This is a genomic window from Agrobacterium sp. 22-210-1 (assembly GCF_053522525.1).
Genome location: NZ_JBNWCI010000001.1, coordinates 1,555,400 through 1,571,881, shown reverse-complemented (window position 1 = coordinate 1,571,881; position 16,482 = coordinate 1,555,400). Strand labels below are relative to the sequence as shown.

Here is a 16,482-nt window from a genome sequence, read left to right as displayed (position 1 = left end):
TATTTAGCACAAATAGCGCGCCTTGCATGCATTGCAAGGCGCGACACTGTGTCAATTATTCGTTGCCGGCGGATTTGTTGCCGGCACATCTTCTGCTGGCGCCTGCGCAGCTGTCGGTTCCTGCGGCTTTCCAAGGATACGGGCGCGGATCTGCGGCTCGATATCGTCAGGCAGCACTGCCTCCAGCTTGCCAACCAGCCCATCGAGGAAGGGCTTGGACTTGGCCTGCGTCACCCATTCCGGCTGCGTCTTCACATCCACCAGCCAGTTCCAGAAGGCAACCGCGACGACGAGCAGCAGAATGCCGCGCGCCGCGCCGAACAGGAAACCGAGCGTGCGATCCAGCGCGCCGATGCGGCTGTCGATGATGAAATCGGCAATACGCGAGGTGATAAAGGAGATGACGATGAGCGAGACGAGAAAAACCACGCCCGCCGAACCGGCAATGGCGATCTTGTCGTCATCGGTATAGTTGCGCGCATAGGGCAGCAGAACCGGATAGAGATAATAGGCGGCGGCGACCGAACCCGCCCAGCTCGCGATCGACAGAATCTCACGGGAAAAGCCGCGCACCATCGCGAGAACGGCGGAGAAAAGAACAACGGCGATGACGATGCCGTCGAAAATTGTAATGGGCATATACCAACTCCGGAGGTGCGACGCCTTGTCAGGCGCTGCCTTGCCAATTTTGCGATCCTCTTACACCACTGTTTCCCTTGGCGAAAGGATCAATATTCGTCGTCCTCAACCTGTTTGAACCGGTTGCCGGAGCCTGCGATGCGCGCCACGAGGTCTGGCAGGCTTTCGATTTCCGTCCAGCGACCCTTGCCCGCTTTCGGCAATTCAGCTGAACCAGACGGCAGAAGTGCGGCGGAAAAACCAAGTTTTTCAGCTTCTTTCAATCGCTGCACCGTGTGCGCCACCGGCCGTACCGCGCCCGAGAGGCTGATTTCGCCGAAATAGACGCAATCGGCGGGCAGGGCAAGACCGGCAAGCGAGGAAACAAGTGCGGAAGCAATCGCCATATCCGCCGCCGGTTCGGAAATACGGTATCCGCCGGCGACATTCAGGTAAACGTCATGCTGGCCAAGCTTCACGCCGCAATGGGCCTCCAGCACGGCAAGGATCATGGCAAGCCGCGAACTGTCCCAGCCGACCACGGCGCGGCGCGGCGTACCGAGCGAGGTGGCGGCGACCAGCGCCTGCACTTCGACGAGCACCGGACGGGTGCCTTCGATGCCGGCAAAAACCGCCGCACCCGGCGATTTCTCGTTGCGCTCGCCCAGAAACAGTTCTGAGGGGTTGGAGACCTCCCTGAGGCCGCGATCCGACATTTCGAACACGCCGATCTCATCCGTCGGTCCAAAGCGATTCTTGACGGTGCGCAGGATGCGGTAGTGGTGACCGCGATCGCCCTCGAAATAAAGCACAGCGTCGACCATGTGCTCCACCACGCGTGGACCGGCGATCTGGCCTTCCTTGGTCACATGCCCCACAAGCACCATGGTCGCACCCGTCTGCTTGGCAAAACGGATCATCGCCTGCACTCCGGTGCGCACCTGCGTTACCGTTCCGGGGGCGGAATCGGCTGTGTCGCTCCACAACGTCTGGATGGAATCGATGATGATGAGATCGGGCCGTTTGCCCTCGGAAACCGTCGCCAGAATATCCTCGACATTGGTTTCAGCAGCCAGCAGCACATCGGTTTCCGCCGCCTCCAGACGCTGAGCGCGCAGGCGTACCTGCGCCACCGCCTCTTCGCCCGAGACATAGATGACGCGATGCCCGCGCCGCGACAGGGCCGCCGCCGCCTGCATCAGCAGCGTCGATTTGCCGATACCAGGATCGCCGCCGATCAGGACCGCCGAACCGCGCACGAAACCGCCACCGGTCGCCCGGTCCAGTTCGCTGATGCCGGTCGGAATACGCGGCGCTTCCTCGATCTCGCCGGAAAGCGAGGTGAGCGTGACAGCGCGACCCTTTTTGGGCGTCTTCCCGGGCCCGGAGCCGATGCCGCCCATCGGATCCTCTTCGACGATGGTATTCCACTCGCCGCAGCCTTCGCATTTTCCCGCCCAGCGGGTGTGAACCGTGCCGCAGTTCTGGCACACGAATTGGGTCTTGGCTTTGGCCATCTTATGTCAGTTTTCTTCTTGTTTGAAATCTTTGGCGGAAATGTCCTGATGGCCATGCAGCACGCGCAGAACGGTAAGCTCATTCTCGTCGACACGAAAGAAAAGGACGCGCTCACGATAAGCGATGCTGCGAAGCCCGGCTCCATATCCGCTTCTTGAGACACCGGATAAGCCCAGTGCCGCTATCGATTCGATTTTATTGAAGATATCGAGGGCGAAGCGATCAGCAGCAAGGGGATTTTCAGTCTCGATATAGGCGTGGTCTTCGGAAAGGTCGCGCCTTGGCGTGTGGTCAAGGTTGGAGTCCGGATTTTAATGGCCGGTCCCCGTTTTTAGCTGCGCGGAAGCTCTTTTGATATCGGCCAGAAACTCGTCCTGTGAGGCATAACGGTGAACCCGGCCCGCCTCGGCGTCGTCGATGCCCTCCTGGATCAGCAACTGGAGCGCGGCTCGTTTACCTTCATCACTGCTCAGCAATTGCAGGCTCGCATGAATGACGGCGTCCGCGTCGCTGTAGACACCCGCCGCCACCTGCTCCTCAATGAACTTCTCGTCCTGCTCGCTCAAATGGATTTCGGGCATTTCGATCTCCTTTTGTTCTCTTCTAGCACAGGTCGCTGCCGCTTTCCAAGGGCTAAAGGCGTGGCTCAGTCGTCGGCCATCAGATATTGCCGCTCGTAACGTAGGCCAAGCCCCGTCAGCATTTCATAGCCGATGGTGCCGGCCGCCCGCGCGGTCTCGTCGACCGGCACATTGGGACCGAAAAGCTCGATATAGTCGCCGGCACGGATGGCGTTGGCCGGAATATCCGTCACGTCGAAAATGGTGAGGTCCATGGTCACACGGCCGGCGACCGGCACCCTGTAGCCGTTGACGACGCCATAGGCGCCGCCATGGCCCATTTCGCGCAGTGGAATGCCTGAGCCGGAAAGCGAACGCTGGTATCCATCGGCATAACCCACGGAAGCGATGGCAAGGCGGCTTGCCCGCTTCAGCAGGAAAGTGCCGCCATAACTCACGGTCTGGCCTTCGCCCGCTTCGCGAATCTGGATGACCCTCGCTTCGGCCTTGGCGACGGGCCGCATCGGATTGACCACCTCGTTGACCGCTTCGCCACCATAAAGCGCGATGCCGGGGCGGGTGAGATCGAAATGATAGTCATGTCCCAGAAAGATGCCGGCAGAAGCCGACAGGCTTGATTCGATTCCTTCGAAAGCGGCGCTAACCTTTCGGAATGATTCGAGTTGAACCCTGTTCATTGGCGAGGAGGGCGTGTCGGCGCAGGCGAGGTGCGACAGCACCAGAACCGGATCGAAACTCGCCGGCCGGGTAACGTCATCGGCCAGAAACAGGGCGTCGTCGAGCGGCAGCCCGAGGCGATTGAAACCGGTGTCCACATGCAGCGCGCAGGGGTGGTCGCCACGCTCGGCCACCGTCGCCATCCAGAAGGACAATTGCTCCTCGGAGGCCAGCACCGGCACAAGGTCATTGTCGAAGACCTGCCGTTCCTGGCCCTGCCAGATGCCAGAGAGCACGAAGATGCGCGCTTCCGGGGCATAGGAACGCAACGTAGCGCCCTCGGCCACCGTTGCCACGAAGAAATCCCGCGCGCCGGCATGGTAGAGCGTCGCGCCGCAATCCTCGATACCGAGACCATAGGCATCGGCCTTGACGACAGCCGCCGTCCGCGCCTTGCCGGAACGCTTCTTCATGTCCCGCCAATTGTCGGCGAGCGCGCCGAGATCGATGGTCAGCCTCAGTGGCGCGTGTTCGAAAGCGTCGGTTTCATTTTCAGCAAATGTATCTTCGAAGTCGTCTGTCATGCCATGCGTCCGGTTGATTTTGGAACCGGCCAGACCCTAGCACTTTTGTTCAAGACGGTAAGGATCGAATGCTTTAAACTCGGCTCATGCACAATGTTTCGCAGGAACAGGCCATAGATGCCATGCCGATTGCCGCGACGGAAACGACACGTTTCTGGCGTGACGGGCGTTTCGGCGGCATGGAATGTCTGAGCGCGACTTTTCTCACCCATGAATATTCGCCGCATGCGCACGACACCTTCTCGATCGGTGCGATCGAAAGCGGCTCGCAGATTTCCACCATTCAGGGCACCACCGAACAGACGGGGCCGGGGCATCTTTATCTCATCAATCCGGATGAGGTTCACGACGGCGCGCCGGGCGGCGGCGGTTATCGTTATCGGATGATCTATCCCGACAGCTTGCTGTTGCGTGATGTCATCGAGGATGTCACGGGCAGGGCCTTTCGCGGCACACCGTCTTTCCCGAGGTTTCTGCCGCGCGATCCCCAGATGGCCGCGGCCTTCCAGATGGCGCACCGGCGGCTGGAGGCGAAATCCGGAGCGCTGGAAGCGGATGAGGGCATGTTCTCGGTTCTCGCCACCCTCTTCGGCAGGCACGGCAGCGCCATCATACTGCCGGTCGAAACCCGCGAAAAAACGGCGGTCTATACCGCTCGCGACTATCTTGCCGACAACTACGAGACCGATATAGGCCTGGAGGAGCTGGCCTCTATCGCGGGTCTCAGCCGCGCCCATCTCATCCGGGCTTTCAGGAAGGAATTTCACATTACCCCGCATGCCTATCTGACGGATGTTCGCATCCGGCAGGCGCGCCGCCTTCTGCGCGCCGGCGAGATGCCGGCCGAGGTGGCGGCGCTGTGCGGGTTTGCCGATCAGGCGCATTTCACCCGGCATTTCAAGGCGCGCACCGGCGTCACGCCGGGGCAATTTCGGACGGCTTGATCTGCTGCCCTGTTTTCCTTCGACCGACGTCACTTTCATTCAAGACCGGGAGACTTTCCAGGCGTAATCGCACTCTTCTGAATGGGAGGATGGGATGTCCGTATCGGAAAAACGTGCCGAATTTACCGCGGGGCTCAGGGCCGCTGCCCCGCTATTGGTTGCCATGGTGCCGATCGGCGTCGTGTTCGGCGCAGTCGCCATCGGCAAGGGTCTGTCGCCGCTGGAAGCGTCGCTGATGTCGCTGCTGGTCTTTGCCGGCGGCTCGCAATTCGTTGCCATGGATCTCTGGACCCATCCGGCGAGCTGGAGCGCACTAGGTTTTGCCGCGTTGCTGGTCAATCTGCGCCATGTGCTGATGAGCGCTTCCATCGCCGGCAAGCTGGATGACTTTACCGGCTGGCGAAAATATGCGGCCATGCTGGTGCTGACGGATGAGTCCTGGGCGCTGTCGGAGTTTCGGGCAATGACTGCAAATTTGACCGCAGCCTTTTTTATCGGCGCGGCGCTGCCGATCTATCTGCTCTGGAATCTAAGCACACTTGCAGGCGCGCTGCTCGGCTCGGTCATGGGCGACATGTCGATCCTCGGTCTGGATTTCGCTTTCCCTGCCGTCTTCATCGTGTTGCTCATGGGTTTCTGGAAGGGCAGGGAGACGGGATTCGTACTGCTGGCAAGTGCATCCGCCGCCTGTCTCACCTATGCGCTGGTTCCCGGCGCTTGGTATATTGCCGCCGGTGCCCTGGCGGGACTTGCCGTCGCAGCCTTCGGTCACGAAGAACAGGCGGAGCAGCCGGCATGACGCTTGATGTCAATACCCTGCTGACGATCCTTGCCATGATGGCGGCAACAGTCGCCACACGGCTTGGCGGCCTGCTGCTGGTCAGCCATTTTACCCTGACGCCGCGCCTGAAGAAGGCGCTCGGCGTGGTGCCGCCCGCCGTTCTGATGGCCGTTGTCACGCCGACTGCACTTGCGAGCGGGCTGGCAGAAACCATCGCCTGCGCGGTAACCGCGATTGCGGCGCTGCGTCTCAGCCTGCTGCCGGCCGCCACGCTCGGCGTCGTCACGGTGGCGTTGCTGCGCGGAATCGGATTGTAAGAAAATCCTGCCAAGGCCCTGAAAAGACTCCATCCGGTCCCATATTGAAATGGGGGGGTGAGGGCGAAAACCGTTTCGCCCTCACCATCCGGTTCGGATCAATGCTCCTCGTACTGGCTGAAGGACGGGTCGGCCAGATCGGCGAAGCGGGTAAATTCGGACTGGAAGGCGAGTTTCACTGTGCCGGTCGGTCCGTGACGCTGCTTGGCGATGATGACATCCGCCGTGCCCTTCACCCGGTCGAAATGGTTTTCCCATTCGGCGTATTTCGGGTCGGCGGGATCGCGCGGCTCCATGTTCTTGACGTAATATTCCTCACGGAACACGAACAGCACCACGTCGGCGTCCTGCTCGATGGAGCCGGATTCACGCAGGTCGGAAAGCTGCGGGCGCTTGTCCTCGCGGCTTTCCACCGCACGGGAGAGCTGTGACAGCGCGATGATGGGAACGTTGAGTTCCTTGCCAAGTGCCTTGAGGCCCGTGGTGATCTGGGTGATTTCCTGCACGCGGTTTTCACCGCCCTTGCCGCCGCCGGTCATCAGCTGAATATAGTCGACGACCAGAACATCGAGGCCGCGCTGGCGCTTCAGACGGCGCGCACGGGCGGAAAGCTGGGCAATGGAGATACCACCGGTCTGGTCGATGTAAAGCGGCACCTTCTGCATCATCTGGGAGCAGGCGACGAGCTTTTCGAAATCCGCCTCGGTGATGTCACCACGACGGATTTTCGAGGAGGAGACTTCCGTCTGCTCGGAAATGATACGGGTGGCCAGCTGTTCGGACGACATTTCGAGTGAATAGAAGCCGACGACGCCGCCGTTTTTCGCCTTGAAGGAACCATCGGGCTGCACTTCCTGGTCGTAGGATGCCGCGATGTTATAGGCGATGTTGGTGGCCAGCGAGGTTTTACCCATACCCGGACGACCCGCAAGCACGATAAGGTCGGAGCGCTGCAGGCCGCCCATGCGGGCGTCGAGCGAATGAATGCCGGTGGAAATACCGGAAAGATTGCCGTCACGTTCGAAAGCGGCGCCCGCCATGTCGATCGCCAGCGCCACCGCATCGTTGAACGACTGGAAGCCGCCGTCGTAACGGCCTGTTTCCGCCAGTTCGAACAGACGGCGCTCGGTGTCTTCGATCTGCGCCTGCGGCGGCATGTCGAGCGGCGCGTCAAAGGCGATGTTGACGACATCCTCGCCGATCTGGATCAACGCGCGGCGCAAAGCAAGATCGTAGATCGCCCGGCCGTAATCCTCGGCGTTGATGATCGACACGGCTTCTGCGGCCAGACGCGCAAGATATTGCGCCACCGTCAGGTCGCCGATCTTGTCGTCTGCGGGCAGGAAGGTCTTGATCGTCACCGGATTGGCGGTCTTGCCCATGCGGATGATATCGCCCGCCACCTCGAAAATCTTGCGATGCAGGGCTTCGTAGAGATGCACGGGCTTAAGGAAATCCGACACACGGTAATAGGCGTCGTTATTGACGAGGATGGCGCCAAGCAGCGCCTGTTCGGCCTCGATATTGTTCGGCGCCTCGCGGTAATGCGGTTCTGCGGGGGTGATCTTTCTCACAGCGTCGTTCATGGTTTGCGCGATCTCCCTTGCCTTGTCCTTAAACCTTGGGTTTGGCTTCCTGGGGCATGGCAGTCAATGATATTGTTGCAACACTATACGGCAGGCTGACGTCCGCTCTGTTAAAGCTGGATCACATCTTCAGTTGTCCCCAGCAATCCACAGGCGGGTGAGGACAGGGTGCCGGAATTTTCCGGCAACGTGATTCGCTGCCATGAGTTTACCGCATGGCAGACCCGGCATGAAAGAAACTTGAAAATCGTCAGGCTTGCGAATAAATAGGCAGTAAATAAGTAGTGTGCTAATTATAAGGCTTGCTGACATGTCCCGCGAGACCGACAAGGAACAGCTTCTTGATGAGGTTTCCGCTTTTACCCGCAAACTGCGCGCGTTTTTTGATGCGCGGGTAGGGGAAAGCGGCCTGACGCTGGCGCGTGCGCGTGCGCTTTTTGCCCTGTCGAGGCGCGGCCCGCTGACGCAGACCGAGCTTGCCGAAGAAATGGAAATCGAAACCCCGACACTGGTGCGGGTTCTCGATGGCATGGAAAAACAGAACCTCATCGAACGCCGCTCCGATGAAAACGACCGCCGTGCCAAACGCATCCACATGACGGAAGAGGGTGAGAAGACCTCCGGAACGGTGCAGGCTGTGGCAAAGACGCTGCGCTCGGAAATCACCGCCGATATTTCGTCTGAGGATCTGGCCATGGCGCTTGATGTGATGCGCCGTCTTTCGGCCAATCTGCAAAACCTTGCGGCCGGGAGGGTGCAATCGTGAGCACCGTGTTGCCGCAGACCACGGACGAGGCTGCCTCTGAAAAGGATGTGACTGTTGTCAGGCCGGAGGAAACCGCGGCTGTCCCCCAAACGGCGAGCGATGCCGATGGTGGTGAGATCGCGACGGAGCCCGCTGTTCCCGCCGCACCGCAGCCGGTTGAGCGGCCGGTGTGGCTGCGGCTGTGTTTCATCTTTGCGGGCCTGTCGTTCTTCATAACCCAGGGCCTTGGCATGAACCTCGTCATGGCCAATATCTACCAGCTTCAGGGCGAATTTTCCGCCACGGTGGCTGAGGTGGCCTGGCTTTCCGCCGCCTATATGGCGCCCTATGCCACCTTCTCCATCGCGCTCTTCAAGATCAGGGCGCAATATGGCCTGCGGCCCTTTGCCGAACTCTCGATCATCGCCTTCGTGGTTGCCTCCTGTCTCAACCTCTTCGTGACGGACCTGCATTCGGCAACTGTCATCCGTTTCGTCAGCGGCATGGCCGCCGCTCCGATCTCGTCACTGGGCTTTCTCTATATTCTTGAAGCATTTCCTCCGGCGCGAAAATTCTCGCTCGGTTTCAGCATCGCGTTGACCGGCACGTTGCTGTCGGCACCCATCGCGCGCATCGTTTCGCCCTCCCTGCTGGAAATCGGCGGCTGGAACGCGCTCTATTCCATGGAGGTGGGTTTTGCGCTGATCTCCTTCGCCATGATCTATGTGTTGAAAGTCACGCCGCCGCCGCGAGCCAAAGTCATCGAGCGCGTGGATATTCTGAGCTATCTGCTGTTTGCTGGCGGTCTCGGCTGTCTTGCGGTGATGCTGACACTCGGCCGGTTTTACTGGTGGTTCGAAACATGGTGGCTGGGCGTGCTTCTGGCGACGTCGATCGCGCTCCTCACGCTCATGGCCTTCATAGAATTGCCGCGCAAGAACCCGCTGCTCGACCTGCGCTGGATTTTCTCGAAAACCAACCTGCATGTTATCGCAGTCCTGCTCGTCTATCGTGCGGTCTCCTCCGAGCAATCCTCAACGGCGGTCGGTTTTTACCAGCAGCTTGGTCTGCTGAACGAGCAGACGACAACGCTTTATGCGCTGGTGCTGCTGGCGACGGTGCTTGGCGGTGCGGCTTGTGCCTGGCTGATGCTGACGAAATATGTCGAAACGGCCCATGTGATCGCGTTGGCGCTGATTACCGCCGGCTCGTTCATGGACAGCCAGTCCACCAATCTGACGCGGCCGGGTGAAATGTATCTCAGCCAGATGATGATCGCCTTCGGCGCCGCCATGTTCCTGCCGCCCGTCATGTCCAAGGGTTTTGCCGCAGCACTTGCCAGAGGTGCGCCTTATCTGGTGAATTTCATCGCCATCTTTCTGTTTACACAGATCACGGGTTCGATGCTGATGACCGGGCTGCTCGGCAGTTTCGTGACGCTGCGCGAAAAATTCCATTCCAATGTTCTGGTGGAAAATATCCTGCTCACCAACCCCGTGGTCGCTCAGCGCGTATCCCAGCTTTCCGGTGCCTACAGCCATGTCATCACCGATCCGGCGTTGCTGAAGGCAGAGGGGCTGTCGCTTCTGGGACAGCAGGTCAGCAGGGAGGCCTATGTGCTCGCCTATAACGACACGTTCCTGCTGATATCAGTTGTTTCGGCGCTGGCACTGGCCGCGCTTTTGCTCCACCTTGCCTGGATGCGCATCCGTCCGTTCCTTCTCCGGGATAATGTCGATGCCGCACCGGCACCACAGTCTTGAACATTCCAAGAGTGACAAAATGCTGAAGAAGTTTTTTACCCCCGTTTCCATTCTCGTACTGCTCGGCGGCCTCGCCGGCATAGCACTCGTGCTTTACGCCTGGCGGCTGCCACCGTTTCTCTCCACCGTGGAAATGACTGACAACGCCTTCGTGCGCGGCTACGTCACCACCATGAGCCCGCAGGTCAGCGGTTATGTCGTGGACGTACCCGTCAAGGATTATCAGGAAGTCAAGCAGGGCACATTGCTGGCAAAGATCGATGACCGCATCTACCGCCAGAAACAGGCGCAGGCGGCTGCATCGCTCGATACGCAAAAGGCAGCGCTCGATAATTCCCGCCAGCAGGAAAACGCCGCCAATGCCAATATTCTTTCCAGCCAGGCGGCTGTCGATGCCGCTGAGGCCTCTCTGAAGCAGGCACAGCTCGCATCCGACCGGCAGGATAATCTCATCAAAAGCGGCGTCGGAACCTCCAGCCTGCAGGAAGAGGCGCATGCCGCGCTTGAAAAGGCGCGGGCATCCCTGTCGCAGGCGAAAGCCGCGCTCGAGGTTTCGCGCCAGGACTTGCAGACGATCATCGTCAACCGCAGCTCCCTGCAGGCGGCGGTCGCCAATGCCGAAGCCGCCGTCGAACTCACCAGGATCGATCTTGAGAATACCGAAATCCATGCACCGGTGGACGGCAGGCTCGGTGAAGTCGGCGTGCGCACCGGTCAATATGTCACGGCCGGCACACAATTGATGGCTGTCGTGCCGCATGATGTCTGGGTCATCGCCAACTTCAAGGAAACCCAGCTCGCCGGCATGCAGATCGGCCAGCCGGTGACGATCTCGGTGGATGCGCTGCACCGCCGTAAGCTCAACGGCCGTGTCGAGCGGTTCTCGCCGGCCACCGGATCGGAATTCGCCGTCATCAAGCCGGACAATGCGACCGGCAATTTCGTGAAGATCGCCCAGCGCCTTGGCGTTCGCATCGCGATCGATGCGGATCAGCCGCTGGCGACGGAACTGTCGCCGGGCATGTCGGTCGTGGTGCATGTGGATAAGAGCGTGGCGCCGGAAGGGGCGGAGACGGCGGCGAGGTAGATATGGGAGTTTGCGGCAAGGCACCCCCCTCTGTCCTGCCGGACATCTCCCCCTCAAGGGTGGAGATCGATCTGCGGTCAGGTCTCACCCATCTCAACCGTTGCGAATGGAGTGTTGGCAGCGCCTCTTGCCGATCTCCCCCCTTGAGGGAGAGATGCCCGGTAGGGCAGAGGGGGGTATCCAACGGCACACTCCAACCCCACAAACAAAAAACCCCGGATGTCGCCATCCGGGGTTTTCCTATGGCCGTTAAGCCAGATCTTATTCGTCGTCGCCGTTGCCGTCAGCTTCCGGATCGAAGAAGTCTTCCGGACGCAGTGCGTCTTCGTCAACGCCGTAGATGGCGTCGGCGGAGGTGAGGCTTTCGCCCTTGGACTGGCGTTCGGCTTCTTCGGCGGAACGGGCAACGTTCAGTTCGACCTGAAGCTCGACTTCGGCGTGCAGGTGCAGGGTAACGTTGTGCAGGCCGATGGTCTTGATCGGCGTGTTCAGTTCAACCTGGTTGCGGCCGATGTTGAAGCCTTCTGCGCCGAGGATTTCGACGACGTCGCGGGCAGCAACAGAACCGTACAGCTGACCGGTTTCGCCAGCCGAACGGACGACGATGAAGGACTTGCCTTCGAGTGCTTCGGCAACCTTCTGGGCTTCCGACTTGCGCTCGAGGTTACGGGCTTCAAGCGTTGCGCGCTCGGTTTCGAAGCGGGTCTTGTTGGCGGCGTTGGCGCGCAGCGCCTTGCCCTGCGGCAGCAGGAAGTTACGGGCATAACCGTCGCGAACCTTGACGGTTTCGCCCATCTGGCCGAGCTTGTTGATGCGTTCGAGAAGAATAACGTCCATCTTCTTGATCCTTTCTATGTGTTGGTTTCGTTCGAATTATCGGTTTTCCGTGCAGGCGTCAGCGAGATCGTGCTGCGCACGTCGCTCAAGCCGAGCACGAGAATGATGAACAGCGGAAAAACAAAGACCGCCGAGAGATAAGCGAGGATGAGAACCGGCAGTCGCCAGTCCTTTCCGCGCGCTTTTTTATGCAGCGAGGCATAACCTGCCATCAGGAAACCCGCGCCGAAGGTGCCGCAGATGACCGCGCCAACCATGGCGGCGACGCCCCCGAAGAACATGGCCACGATACCGGCCAGAAAGATGAAGATCGCGTTGCGGTGCATGCGCAGCGCGGAAGCAATGTCCTCGCGCGGGCGAAGGCCCTTGCCGAAGGAACCGACCAGCCGGGTTGCGAAATAATAGGCCGCAAACAAGAGGATGACCCACAGACCACCCTGAACGATCGGCAGCATGAGCACCAGCAGCGATTTCGTCTGGGCCAGCGCCTCGGCATTGGGCTCGAACAGGGGTTCGCGGTTCTGCACCGAGGTCATCATGATATCGACCATGCGGGCGACGAGATCAGGGCCGTAGCCAATCATCCAGCCGAGAATAATGACGGCGATGCAGACCAGAATACACAGATGCAGGACGATGCCGGACAGCGGATACCAGGCAAGCAGATCATCCGGGCCGCCGAGCTCGGAGGCCGGACGCGCCAGATTGGCAAGATGCGAAAGCCAGCCCGCCGGGATCAGTGTGAAAATGGCGATGGTCAGCGCGAAAAGCGGCGACATGACCAGCGCGCCGATAATGGCCGTGGTGATGATCGCGACGATGGCGGCGCGATTGCCCCAACCCATCCCGGCGATGAAGATCGGCATGGCCGACCCGGCATAAAGCAGGAAGGAAAAGGACGACTGTGCCGTTGCGCCAAGCGTCAAAAACGCGGCGCATATGCCGGCGAGAACGCCGGAGATCAGCACTGTCTGGTTCAACTTTTGCACTTCGCTGTCCTGCTGAAACTTAAGCAGTTAGAGGATCGCTCCTGAGAGCCTCATCCCCAACATGGGTTTTATGGTATCGATCCGCGCCCAACGCGGAAGGATTTCAACTCGCAACCTGCTGATTAAAAGTCAGTTGCTTCAGAAAAACGAGGCCGCGCCAAAACGCAGCCTCGCTTCAATTCATTACGCTACGACGTAAGGCAGCAGGCCGAGGAAACGGGCGCGCTTGATCGCCTGGGCGAGTTCGCGCTGCTTCTTCTGGGAAACGGCCGTGATGCGGGAAGGAACGATCTTGCCGCGCTCGGAAATGTAGCGCTGCAGCAGACGAACGTCCTTGTAGTCGATCTTCGGAGCGTTGGCGCCGGAGAAGGGGCACGTCTTGCGACGGCGGTGGAACGGGCGGCGTGCCTGGGAAGAGGATGTATCAGCCATTGGTCAATTCTCCTTATGCACGGTCTTCGCGCGGACGGCGCGGACGGTCTTCGCGGTCGCCGAAGCCACCTTCGCGCGGTGCGCGGGGGCCACGATCTTCACGCGGGCCACGGTCCGGACGGTCGCCGTCACGGCGCGGACGGTCGTCGCGATCGCGCTTCTGCATCATCGCGGACGGGCCTTCTTCGTGGGCTTCGACGGCGATGGTCATGTAGCGAAGAACGTCTTCGTTGATGCGCATCTGGCGCTCGACTTCATGAACTGCAGCCGCCGGAGCGTCGATGTCCATGAGAGCGTAGTGAGCCTTGCGGTTCTTCTTGATGCGGTAGGTGAGGGACTTCAGACCCCAGTTCTCGACGCGTCCGACTTTACCGCCGAACGATTCGATAACGCCCTTGTACTGCTCGACAAGTGCGTCGACCTGCTGGGCAGAAATATCCTGCCGGGCAAGGAAGATGTGTTCGTAAAGAGCCATTTAAGCTTTGCCTTTCTTGCGTTTCGTCCTTCACCCGGCAACGGCGCTAAGCCTCAACGACTGCTCTTGGGTGAGGCTGTGAAGCCTTAAAGCAAGAAAAGCGTTGTTCGAGACGGTCGAGAGCGGAGACACGGGAGGCCGGAAAAACCTTATGGTTCCTGCTGTTTCGTTACCGAAACCAGCCCTCCGTTCAGCCACCAGCCAATTGGACCGGGTGTTGTGAACAGCGCGCTTATACCCATTTTTGCCCGGAATGCAAGGACACAGGGTAAAAAAGCGCGCCGTGATGGTGTCAGATCGCCATCGGATATTTCCGATGGATCGCCGCGATCCCTTTGAGCACGTCATCCGACAAGGTCACGTCGGCGGCGGCAATATCCACCTTCAGCTGTTCCATCGTCGTCGCGCCGATGATGGCTGCGGCCATGAAGGGGCGGGTGAGGCAAAAGGCGATGGCGAGTTGTGCCGGGTCGATCCCATGCTCGGCGGAAAGCTCCAGATAGGCTTTGACCGGCGCTTCCTGGTGTGGCTGCAGGCGGCCGCCGAGCTCCTTGTTGATCGTGCCGCGGGATCCCGCAGGATATGCGCCGTTCTGATATTTGCCGGTGAGAAGCCCGGCCGCCAGTGGCGAATAGGCGAGAAGGCCGACATCCTCGTGATGGGCGACTTCCGACATGTCCAGATCGAAGCTGCGATAGAGCAGGTTATATTCGTTCTGGATGGTGGCGACGCGCGGCAGGCCGCGGGCCTCGGCGATGTCGATATATTTCTGCGTGCCCCACGCACTTTCGTTGGAAAGGCCGATGGCGCGGATCTTGCCGGCTTTCACCAGTTCACCCAGCGTATCGAGCTTTTCGGTGATTTCGGCGAGCGTGCGCTCCTTGTCCTGACCGGAGGCATCGAAACCCCAGGCGCCGCGGAAGTGATAGGTGCCGCGATTCGGCCAGTGGATCTGGTAAAGGTCGATATAATCCGTCTTCAGACGCGTGAGGCTGGTATCGACGGCCTCGCGGATGGCGGCGGCATCGATATCGCGGCCACCGCGAATATAATCGCGTCCCGAACCGGCAACCTTGGTGGCGAGCACGACCTGATCACGCTTGCCGGTCTTTTCGAACCATGTGCCGATATAGTCTTCCGTCCGCCCCTGGGTTTCAGCGGAAACGGGAGTGGTGGGGTAAAGCTCGGCCGTATCGAAGAAATTGACGCCGTTCGCAACGGCGTAGTCCATCTGCGCATGTGCTTCGGCTTCGGTATTCTGTGTGCCCCACGTCATGGTGCCAAGGCAAATTTCGGACACGGAAATACCCGTGCGGCCCAATAGTCTATGTTTCATGGAAATGTCCCGGTGCTTGGCGAGATGTTTTGAAGGGTGGCATGAAAGTAATGGGGAATTGCCGCAGTGCAAGAAAAAATATGATGAAAAGGCAGGGGAAAACAGGTCGGCAAAACTCCGGAGAAGGGCCTGCCATAGGGCCTCAAGCCTTGACTTCGCTGGCGGGAATGTGAATGGAAGTCGCAGGAATAAAGGCAAGGCCAGAAAAGAAGGACCACATCCCATGGGTATTGCATTCACATTTCCCGGTCAGGGAAGCCAGGCCGTCGGCATGGGCAAGGAGCTTGCCGATACCTATGCCGAGGCGCGCGCCGTGTTCGAGGAAGTAGACGAGGCGCTTGGCCAGAAGCTTTCCGATATCATGTGGAACGGCCCGGAAGAGACGCTGACGCTGACGGCGAACGCCCAGCCAGCCCTCATGGCGGTGTCCATGGCGGTCATGCGGGTTCTCGAAGCGCGTGGCCTGAAGCTCTCCGACGCTGTCTCCTATGTCGCCGGCCATTCGCTTGGCGAATATTCGGCGCTCTGTGCTGCCGGCACTTTTTCGATTGCCGATACCGCGCGGCTTCTGCGCATCCGCGGCAACGCCATGCAGGCCGCCGTGCCTGTCGGCGAAGGCGCAATGGCCGCGATCATCGGGCTGGAACATGATGCGGTTTCGGCAATCTGCGAGGAGGCCGGCATTCTTGGCGTCTGCCAGATCGCCAATGATAATGGCGGCGGTCAGCTGGTCATCTCCGGCTCCAGGGCCGCCGTCGAGAAAGCCGCCGCGATCGCTTCCGAAAAAGGCGCCAAGCGCGCCATCATGCTGCCGGTTTCCGCGCCCTTCCACTCCGCGCTGATGGCGCCGGCCGCAGAAGCGATGCGCGAGGCGCTGGCCAAGGTTGAAAAGAACAATCCGGTCGTGCCTGTTATCGCCAATGTGCGCGCCGCTCCGGTTTCCGATGCCAATGAGATCGCTGGCCTGCTGGTTGAGCAGGTGACCGGCCAGGTGCGCTGGCGCGAGACGGTGGAATGGTTTGCCGCCAACAACGTGACCCAGCTTTACGAAATCGGCTCCGGCAAGGTGCTGACGGGGCTTGCCCGCCGCATCGACAAGACGGTGAACGGCGTTGCCGTCAACGGTGCAGCCGATATCGACCAGCTTCTTGCCACTCTTATCGGCTGAGGCGGGCTTCGCCCCGCAACGGCTTTATTTTTGACAATTCCCGACGCAGAACCGCAAAAGCTCC

The 16,482-nt window shown here is 60.0% G+C and carries 18 protein-coding genes; 7 read left to right on the top strand and 11 right to left on the bottom strand.

The annotated features are described in order from the left end of the window. Window positions 1-51 precede the first annotated feature (51 nt). The 5 genes from ACQZ5F_RS07860 to alr all read right to left on the bottom strand — a co-directional run bounded on the left by ACQZ5F_RS07860 (window position 52) and on the right by alr (window position 3,958). Window positions 52-639 carry a CvpA family protein gene (locus tag ACQZ5F_RS07860; protein ID WP_046798795.1) on the bottom strand — a complete coding sequence of 196 codons (588 nt, stop codon included), beginning with the start codon at window positions 637-639 and terminating at the stop codon, window positions 52-54. Window positions 640-728: 89 nt separating this feature from the next. After that, window positions 729-2,135, bottom strand: a complete 1,407-nt coding sequence (radA, locus tag ACQZ5F_RS07855) for a DNA repair protein RadA (RefSeq protein ID WP_046798796.1) — start codon at window positions 2,133-2,135, stop codon at window positions 729-731. A 6-nt stretch (window positions 2,136-2,141) separates the two neighbouring features. Continuing rightward, entirely contained in the window at window positions 2,142-2,387 is a 246-nt protein-coding gene (locus ACQZ5F_RS07850) for a type II toxin-antitoxin system RelE/ParE family toxin (protein ID WP_448730578.1), read from the bottom strand. Window positions 2,388-2,447: 60 nt separating this feature from the next. Continuing rightward, window positions 2,448-2,717: a type II toxin-antitoxin system ParD family antitoxin gene (locus tag ACQZ5F_RS07845; RefSeq protein ID WP_046798798.1), complete on the bottom strand. Its 270-nt coding sequence runs from the start codon at window positions 2,715-2,717 to the stop codon at window positions 2,448-2,450. Between the two features lie 65 nt (window positions 2,718-2,782). Then, entirely contained in the window at window positions 2,783-3,958 is a 1,176-nt protein-coding gene (gene alr, locus ACQZ5F_RS07840; RefSeq protein WP_448730563.1) for an alanine racemase, read from the bottom strand. An 86-nt stretch (window positions 3,959-4,044) separates the two neighbouring features. Between alr and ACQZ5F_RS07835 the strand changes: the two genes are divergently transcribed. The 3 genes from ACQZ5F_RS07835 to ACQZ5F_RS07825 all read left to right on the top strand — a co-directional run bounded on the left by ACQZ5F_RS07835 (window position 4,045) and on the right by ACQZ5F_RS07825 (window position 6,000). Next, window positions 4,045-4,902 carry an AraC family transcriptional regulator gene (locus ACQZ5F_RS07835; RefSeq protein ID WP_448730564.1) on the top strand — a complete coding sequence of 286 codons (858 nt, stop codon included), beginning with the start codon at window positions 4,045-4,047 and terminating at the stop codon, window positions 4,900-4,902. A gap of 94 nt (window positions 4,903-4,996) precedes the next feature. Further along, window positions 4,997-5,701 (top strand): AzlC family ABC transporter permease, encoded by a 705-nt coding sequence (locus tag ACQZ5F_RS07830; RefSeq protein ID WP_052820344.1) that lies wholly within the window; start codon window positions 4,997-4,999, stop codon window positions 5,699-5,701. Further along, complete coding sequence (locus ACQZ5F_RS07825; protein WP_046798802.1) at window positions 5,698-6,000, top strand: AzlD family protein; 303 nt, start codon at window positions 5,698-5,700, stop codon at window positions 5,998-6,000. Before ACQZ5F_RS07830 ends, ACQZ5F_RS07825 begins: the two co-directional genes overlap by 4 nt. A gap of 98 nt (window positions 6,001-6,098) precedes the next feature. Here the strand turns inward: ACQZ5F_RS07825 and ACQZ5F_RS07820 are convergent, their stop codons facing one another. Beyond that, the gene (locus ACQZ5F_RS07820) at window positions 6,099-7,586 is read right to left on the bottom strand and encodes a replicative DNA helicase (RefSeq protein WP_046798803.1); all 1,488 of its coding nucleotides are present in this window, start codon (window positions 7,584-7,586) and stop codon (window positions 6,099-6,101) included. Window positions 7,587-7,896: 310 nt separating this feature from the next. Here ACQZ5F_RS07820 and ACQZ5F_RS07815 point away from each other — a divergent pair, with 310 nt between their 5' ends. From ACQZ5F_RS07815 to ACQZ5F_RS07805, 3 genes are read left to right on the top strand one after another with little or no spacing between them, the layout of a single operon-like run. Further along, entirely contained in the window at window positions 7,897-8,352 is a 456-nt protein-coding gene (locus ACQZ5F_RS07815; protein ID WP_046798804.1) for a MarR family winged helix-turn-helix transcriptional regulator, read from the top strand. Next, window positions 8,349-10,094 carry an MFS transporter gene (locus ACQZ5F_RS07810; protein ID WP_448730565.1) on the top strand — a complete coding sequence of 582 codons (1,746 nt, stop codon included), beginning with the start codon at window positions 8,349-8,351 and terminating at the stop codon, window positions 10,092-10,094. The genes ACQZ5F_RS07815 and ACQZ5F_RS07810 overlap by 4 nt, the downstream gene beginning before the upstream one ends. A 19-nt stretch (window positions 10,095-10,113) precedes the next feature. Further along, the gene (locus tag ACQZ5F_RS07805; protein ID WP_080842674.1) at window positions 10,114-11,181 is read left to right on the top strand and encodes an HlyD family secretion protein; all 1,068 of its coding nucleotides are present in this window, start codon (window positions 10,114-10,116) and stop codon (window positions 11,179-11,181) included. Between the two features lie 261 nt (window positions 11,182-11,442). Here the strand turns inward: ACQZ5F_RS07805 and rplI are convergent, their stop codons facing one another. The 5 genes from rplI to ACQZ5F_RS07780 form a co-directional block, all read right to left on the bottom strand. Continuing rightward, window positions 11,443-12,018, bottom strand: a complete 576-nt coding sequence (gene rplI / locus ACQZ5F_RS07800; RefSeq protein WP_046798806.1) for a 50S ribosomal protein L9 — start codon at window positions 12,016-12,018, stop codon at window positions 11,443-11,445. A 14-nt stretch (window positions 12,019-12,032) separates the two neighbouring features. Then, window positions 12,033-13,007 carry a hypothetical protein gene (locus tag ACQZ5F_RS07795; protein ID WP_052820347.1) on the bottom strand — a complete coding sequence of 325 codons (975 nt, stop codon included), beginning with the start codon at window positions 13,005-13,007 and terminating at the stop codon, window positions 12,033-12,035. A 183-nt stretch (window positions 13,008-13,190) separates the two neighbouring features. Continuing rightward, window positions 13,191-13,439 carry a 30S ribosomal protein S18 gene (rpsR, locus tag ACQZ5F_RS07790; RefSeq protein ID WP_003496832.1) on the bottom strand — a complete coding sequence of 83 codons (249 nt, stop codon included), beginning with the start codon at window positions 13,437-13,439 and terminating at the stop codon, window positions 13,191-13,193. Window positions 13,440-13,452: 13 nt separating this feature from the next. Further along, a complete protein-coding gene (gene rpsF, locus ACQZ5F_RS07785) occupies window positions 13,453-13,914 on the bottom strand; it encodes a 30S ribosomal protein S6 (RefSeq protein ID WP_003496829.1) in 462 nt (153 codons plus the stop codon). A gap of 292 nt (window positions 13,915-14,206) precedes the next feature. Further along, complete coding sequence (locus tag ACQZ5F_RS07780) at window positions 14,207-15,250, bottom strand: aldo/keto reductase (RefSeq protein WP_225339975.1); 1,044 nt, start codon at window positions 15,248-15,250, stop codon at window positions 14,207-14,209. A gap of 223 nt (window positions 15,251-15,473) precedes the next feature. Here ACQZ5F_RS07780 and fabD point away from each other — a divergent pair, with 223 nt between their 5' ends. Beyond that, window positions 15,474-16,418: an ACP S-malonyltransferase gene (fabD, locus tag ACQZ5F_RS07775; protein WP_225339974.1), complete on the top strand. Its 945-nt coding sequence runs from the start codon at window positions 15,474-15,476 to the stop codon at window positions 16,416-16,418. Window positions 16,419-16,482: the final 64 nt, after the last annotated feature.

What these genes read in the sequence shown, in the direction of transcription:
- ACQZ5F_RS07860 (WP_046798795.1), bottom strand. Translation starts at nt 639, where the DNA reads ATGCCCATTACAATTTTCGACGGCATCGTCATCGCCGTTGTTCTTTTC.
- radA (WP_046798796.1), bottom strand. Translation starts at nt 2,135, where the DNA reads ATGGCCAAAGCCAAGACCCAATTCGTGTGCCAGAACTGCGGCACGGTT.
- ACQZ5F_RS07845 (WP_046798798.1), bottom strand. Translation starts at nt 2,717, where the DNA reads ATGCCCGAAATCCATTTGAGCGAGCAGGACGAGAAGTTCATTGAGGAG.
- alr (WP_448730563.1), bottom strand. Translation starts at nt 3,958, where the DNA reads ATGACAGACGACTTCGAAGATACATTTGCTGAAAATGAAACCGACGCT.
- ACQZ5F_RS07835 (WP_448730564.1), top strand. Translation starts at nt 4,045, where the DNA reads ATGCACAATGTTTCGCAGGAACAGGCCATAGATGCCATGCCGATTGCC.
- ACQZ5F_RS07830 (WP_052820344.1), top strand. Translation starts at nt 4,997, where the DNA reads ATGTCCGTATCGGAAAAACGTGCCGAATTTACCGCGGGGCTCAGGGCC.
- ACQZ5F_RS07825 (WP_046798802.1), top strand. Translation starts at nt 5,698, where the DNA reads ATGACGCTTGATGTCAATACCCTGCTGACGATCCTTGCCATGATGGCG.
- ACQZ5F_RS07820 (WP_046798803.1), bottom strand. Translation starts at nt 7,586, where the DNA reads ATGAACGACGCTGTGAGAAAGATCACCCCCGCAGAACCGCATTACCGC.
- ACQZ5F_RS07815 (WP_046798804.1), top strand. Translation starts at nt 7,897, where the DNA reads ATGTCCCGCGAGACCGACAAGGAACAGCTTCTTGATGAGGTTTCCGCT.
- ACQZ5F_RS07805 (WP_080842674.1), top strand. Translation starts at nt 10,114, where the DNA reads ATGCTGAAGAAGTTTTTTACCCCCGTTTCCATTCTCGTACTGCTCGGC.
- rplI (WP_046798806.1), bottom strand. Translation starts at nt 12,018, where the DNA reads ATGGACGTTATTCTTCTCGAACGCATCAACAAGCTCGGCCAGATGGGC.
- rpsR (WP_003496832.1), bottom strand. Translation starts at nt 13,439, where the DNA reads ATGGCTGATACATCCTCTTCCCAGGCACGCCGCCCGTTCCACCGCCGT.
- rpsF (WP_003496829.1), bottom strand. Translation starts at nt 13,914, where the DNA reads ATGGCTCTTTACGAACACATCTTCCTTGCCCGGCAGGATATTTCTGCC.
- ACQZ5F_RS07780 (WP_225339975.1), bottom strand. Translation starts at nt 15,250, where the DNA reads ATGAAACATAGACTATTGGGCCGCACGGGTATTTCCGTGTCCGAAATT.
- fabD (WP_225339974.1), top strand. Translation starts at nt 15,474, where the DNA reads ATGGGTATTGCATTCACATTTCCCGGTCAGGGAAGCCAGGCCGTCGGC.